7 protein-coding genes are annotated in these 4,601 nt (G+C 65.8%); 4 read left to right on the top strand and 3 right to left on the bottom strand.

Going from position 1 to position 4,601, the window contains the following annotated elements; all coding sequences use genetic code 11:
* The 3 genes from QZV94_RS23460 to QZV94_RS23450 all read left to right on the top strand — a co-directional run.
* A partial coding sequence (locus QZV94_RS23460) for a M13-type metalloendopeptidase (protein WP_293682647.1) occupies window positions 1-231 on the top strand: 231 nt, incomplete at its 5' end.
* Window positions 232-278: 47 nt separating this feature from the next.
* A complete protein-coding gene (locus QZV94_RS23455; protein ID WP_293682645.1) occupies window positions 279-800 on the top strand; it encodes a hypothetical protein in 522 nt (173 codons plus the stop codon).
* Between the two features lie 10 nt (window positions 801-810).
* Window positions 811-1,341: a hypothetical protein gene (locus tag QZV94_RS23450; protein ID WP_293682643.1), complete on the top strand. Its 531-nt coding sequence runs from the start codon at window positions 811-813 to the stop codon at window positions 1,339-1,341.
* A gap of 46 nt (window positions 1,342-1,387) precedes the next feature.
* On the opposite strand, the gene QZV94_RS23445 is transcribed toward QZV94_RS23450, so the two are convergent.
* Together QZV94_RS23445 and QZV94_RS23440 are read right to left on the bottom strand one after the other, a co-directional pair.
* Entirely contained in the window at window positions 1,388-2,068 is a 681-nt protein-coding gene (locus QZV94_RS23445) for a hypothetical protein (protein ID WP_293682641.1), read from the bottom strand.
* A 74-nt stretch (window positions 2,069-2,142) separates the two neighbouring features.
* The gene (locus QZV94_RS23440; RefSeq protein WP_293682639.1) at window positions 2,143-2,709 is read right to left on the bottom strand and encodes a hypothetical protein; all 567 of its coding nucleotides are present in this window, start codon (window positions 2,707-2,709) and stop codon (window positions 2,143-2,145) included.
* 264 nt (window positions 2,710-2,973) lie between these two features.
* Between QZV94_RS23440 and QZV94_RS23435 the strand changes: the two genes are divergently transcribed.
* A complete protein-coding gene (locus QZV94_RS23435) occupies window positions 2,974-4,020 on the top strand; it encodes an AraC family transcriptional regulator (RefSeq protein ID WP_293682637.1) in 1,047 nt (348 codons plus the stop codon).
* 307 nt (window positions 4,021-4,327) lie between these two features.
* On the opposite strand, the gene QZV94_RS23430 is transcribed toward QZV94_RS23435, so the two are convergent.
* The coding region (locus tag QZV94_RS23430) for a CPBP family glutamic-type intramembrane protease (RefSeq protein WP_293682635.1) at window positions 4,328-4,601 on the bottom strand (274 nt) is incomplete at its 5' end.

The raw sequence follows: 4,601 nt of genomic DNA, 5'->3' as shown, positions 1-4,601 counted from the left end.
CTGGCCGCGTTCACCGGCGACCAGAGATTCTTCCTGTCCTGGGCCCAGGCCTGGCGCTCGCTGTCGACGCCCGAAGATATTCAGCGGCGGGCTCTGACCGACAACCACAGCCCCGGAGAATTCCGGACCAACGGCATCGTCCGCAACATCGACGCCTGGTACGCGGCGTTCGGCGCGACGCCGCAATCCAAGCTCTACCTGCCGCCGGAACAACGGGTGCGGATCTGGTGAATCCCCGCGCCGTGCACGTCCCTGCGGAAACGACAAAGGAGACGAAGATGCAGAACTGTCGTCGGACGATACTCGTCGGCTCGATCATCGCCGGAATGATCTCCGGAACGGCCCTGGCCCAGCCGATGGACCTTATCGGCGCCAAGGCCGGCCAGGCCGAGGGCAGCCTGAACGCGCGAGGCTATGTGTTCGATCACAACGAGGGCGGCAATCAGCTCTGGTGGCGCGACCGCGGCCGCGAGTGCATCAGCCTCTATGTTTCAAACGGGCGCTACCGTGAGATCGAGAGCCGGTCGTCCGGCGACTGCAATCTGTCGGCGGGCCGCGAGGACAAGAAGAAAAAGGACAATTCGACCGCCATCGTCGCGGGCGCCCTGGCGGTGGGCCTGCTGGCCGCCGCCGCGGCCAACCACAAGAAGGACAATGACCGCGACGACGACCGCGGCGGAAGGGGTTCCTACTCGCCGGCGAGGGATGTCGATTGCTACCCCAACCAGCGCACCTGCTACGAGCGCGGCCGCGGGTACTCGGCCTACTGGACCAATCGTGAATTCAAGTATCGCTACTAGGAGCGCGAACATGCAACGCACCCGATATCTCGCGCTCGCCGCCGGGGTCGCCCTGCTCGCCGGATGCAGCCCCGCCAAGAAGCCGGAGGCTGCCGCAGCAGCCGCGCCGCCCTCGGGACGCGACGCCGCCAGGGTCGAAACCGGCGATGTCGTCACCGCGCTGATGGCGGCGACCTTCAACGCGGAACAACAGGGCCGCATCCTCAACATGGGCTACTACATGGCGGCCTCGGCGCTCTGCAGCGATCTGGAGGTCGACGCCCAAAAGCTGGGCCGCGCCGTCGAAGCCACCCTGGCTCTCGGTGCGGCCGACGCATCGGACGCGCAGAAGCAGCACGAGCACGATGCGGTCCTGATGTTTCTCGGGATGAGCAGCGGTTCGATCATCGGCTCGCATGCGGAGGACAAGGCGGCCTTCTGCGACGACGCGAAGAAGCTCAAGGGCGGCGCTGCGGACACGCACCTGTTCGCCGCGGGCGCGCCTTCGGCGCCCTCGACGGCTCCGCTCCCGGAAGCGCCGGCGGCTCCGGCCAAGCCGTAGTTGATCTTGGCCGGCGCGGCGGCGGGTCCGCCGCGCCTCGGCCTCGTCAGGTCGAGGTGAGGGACGTGAGCGCGATCCCCGTCAGCAAGGCCAGTATAATGATCATGGCCAGCGCGAAGCCCCGCAGCGCCAGCATGACGGCGCTCGGGGCGCCAATAGCGAGCGACTTGCGGAACCACAGGGTGTTGGCCGTCAGATACCAGACCACGCCGACGGCGATCGGGGCTGCGCCTATGACAGGCTGGGCATGCAGTCGCAGCGCGGTTGCCCCGATTGCGATCAGCAGGATGAATCCACCCGCCAGGTAGCATTGGCCGAAGAAGGCCGGGCGCAGCGTCTGGCGGGTCAACGCCAATCGCTTCACCTGGATATAGTCGGCAGCGAAGACCAGCGGGAAGATCGCATAGAGCAACGAGCGGGTCACAAGCGTCGATTCCGCAGATTTCAGCAACTGCCCCAGAAGTCCGTTGGTCGCGTGAGCGGGCGCCAAGTGCGTCATCCGCTCCACGATGTAGCAGACGACGACCGTCAGCATGAGGAAGAGCGGCGGGCTCAGGCTGTCGCTGTACTGGTCCTCGGGTGGATCGGCCTGTTCGGCGATCGCATACTCCAGCATCCCGACCGGATGGCGCAGAATCCGGACCAGGGTTCGCGGGTAGAACAGCAGCCAGGTCATGACCTCGTAGATGAATTCCTCGAACGACCGGATGATCCTCATCAGGTCCATGCCGTTCCTCCCAATCGCGACCGCCGAGAGCTGTCTTCCGACCTTAGCCGAGCCAAGCTCTACGCAAGTTCGCGTCAGTCGCCATTGTCCTCATGCGCCAGGCGTGTGTCCGCTTCCGCCACCGGACGACGCAAACGCGGCGAGGACGCGTCCCCCGAAAGGTCGAACCCCGCACTCTCAAGTCGCCGGAACAGGCGTCGCAGACCCGCCATGTTGGCCAGCAACGCGAGTTCCGCCTCCGGACCCTCCAGGGACACGGCGGGGAGGATCATGCCACCTCGCACCCTTCGGCACAGACCCAGTTCGACAAGGCGCTGGACCCGACGACGAACGTTCTCGAACGGGATCCCGACAGACGCGGCGATCGCACGAACGCTCACGGGGCGGCGGACCTCATCGGGCGGAGCGGCCGCCAGCGTCGCGTATTGGCGGACTGACGGGTCGACATCGAGGTGCGCCAGGTTCGCCGTCACGATGGCGCGGTGGACCAGCATCGTGAGGAGGTCCTCGCCGGGCAACATGTTGGCAAGGCCCAGGGCGGTCCGAAGGAAGTGCTCCATCGCAAGGCGGGCGGCCAGACGCGCAATGTCGTCATCCTTCGCGAACCCGGCCGAAGCTGCTGCAACGCAACTGTCCTGCATGCCTGCCCCGTGCCCCTCGTCGTCCTGACTTTGATCTAATTCAAGGCGCCCTTGGGTTCGACGACCGAACTCTAGGGCAGACTTACCCGGATCGGGTCGGTCGCCTAGCCTTCAACCTGTCGGTGCAGGAGCGCGAGTGCGATAGAGAACCTGGTTCTCATAGGCTTGGACCACGTTTCGACAGATCGCGTGTGAGGAACGCACATGTGCAGTTCGCGTATGGCGTCACGGCTTCCGCGGGACGCGTTCCAACTGTCCGCCGAAGTGGACGCCGCGATCGCCGGACTTGGCGCGGCGGGAGACCAGCTTGTTCCCTCCGCCGCAATCCGCAAGCTCGACGCATGGCTGGGTCGGCCGGCGTGGCTACTGGACGGCTCCGAAATTTCCGGCGAGGAGCCTGACCTGCCGGAATTCCTGTCCCTGCGTGACAGTGTCCGGATCAAGGGAAATCTGCTGATCCACCTTGGCTTCAGCGATCTGGCTGCTCTCTTGGTGCGGGCCATACAAGCGCCGACCGGGCGGATGGCCGGCCTCTTGACCGCCTTCGCACCTGACCTAGGGGCAGGGGTGGATGCGATCGTCGAGTTGACCCGACTTAACAACCCGCACCTGATCGTCGAGAGCCGCGTCGAAGGCGAGTCCAGAACTGTCGAATTGCGTTCGAATGTGGATCTCGGTCCGGCCAGCCTGGTCGTGGCGCTCAACCTCGCCGTGCAGATGCACCGCTTTCTGGAGTCCCGCTCCGCTCCGACTCCGGGGGAGGTGGAGCTGAGTTTCGTCTGGACTGGACCTGACGATCCGGACCAGGTTCCAGGCATACCGGGCGCGATTTTCCGATTTGGCCGTCCGGCCGACGCCGTCACCTATCCGAGATCGTGGGACCGGCAACGGAACCCGATGCACGACCCGCTCCTCTGGAACATGGCCCTGCGCATGGCCCGCGAGCAGGGCGCAAGGATGCGCGAGGCCGCAGTCGTCTCCCAGGTCCGCCGGCTTGTGGCTGAGGCGATCGAAGCGGAGCAGCGCCCGCCGTCGCTCCGCGACGTCGCCTCGTCGCTGGGCAAGTCGGTCCGTGGCCTTGAGCGAAACCTGACGAAGTCGGGCGCGACCTTCCGCACGATCGTGGAGGAGGAGCGCAAGCGCTTGGCCGCCGCCATGCTTTCGGACCCGTCGCGCACCATCCAGGAAATTTCGGACCTGCTTGGCTTTTCGGACCGGACCAGCTTCACTCGGTCGTTCCGGACCTGGTTCAGCGTGCCACCGGCGGCCTTTCGAATGCAGCATCAGGACGGAGATCGACTGGCCTCCTGACCGTCCTGTGGCCGGGTCACGGATCAGACGGCGGTCCTCCGGGGCGAGGCGATAGGCCATGCGGTCGGGGTTGTTCCGGAGGAGGCCGCTCATCTCGTCCGAGAGGTTTGCGCAGCTGAACATCGAGCCCAGCCGCGCCCGCGCCTCGTCAGCGCCCGCGAGGCCCGCAGCGCGGAGTCCTTGCCGGAGCCGTAGTTCAACCGGTGGCGCTGCGCCGTGAGCGGCCGTCGGCCAGACGCAAGTGACCTTGGGGCTTCAGGCGGCAACGCGGAAACCCGGCGTCGGAGATGGCCCGCGGCGGCGCAGATCACGCCCGTTCGCGATCGCGCCAGATCTGGACGCTGAGGATCACGCCGATGACCAATTCGACCGGGTAGAGCCACAGGTCAAACCGCACCGCCTCCGCCTTCTGGGTAATGACCGTGACGAACTGGACGTAATCGTAGAGCCAATGGCCAATGATCAGCGGCCAGATGTTGTTCATCCGGATCGCCAGCGGGGCGAACATGAAGCCCCACAGGAAGGTGTAGACCTGCATTCCCCAAGTGGCGTGGCGTTTGAGGTGAAGATCGCCTGTATCC

Source organism: uncultured Phenylobacterium sp. (assembly GCF_902826855.1).
In the GTDB taxonomy this organism is placed as follows: domain Bacteria; phylum Pseudomonadota; class Alphaproteobacteria; order Caulobacterales; family Caulobacteraceae; genus Phenylobacterium.
This window is presented reverse-complemented; position numbering and strand designations above follow the sequence as displayed.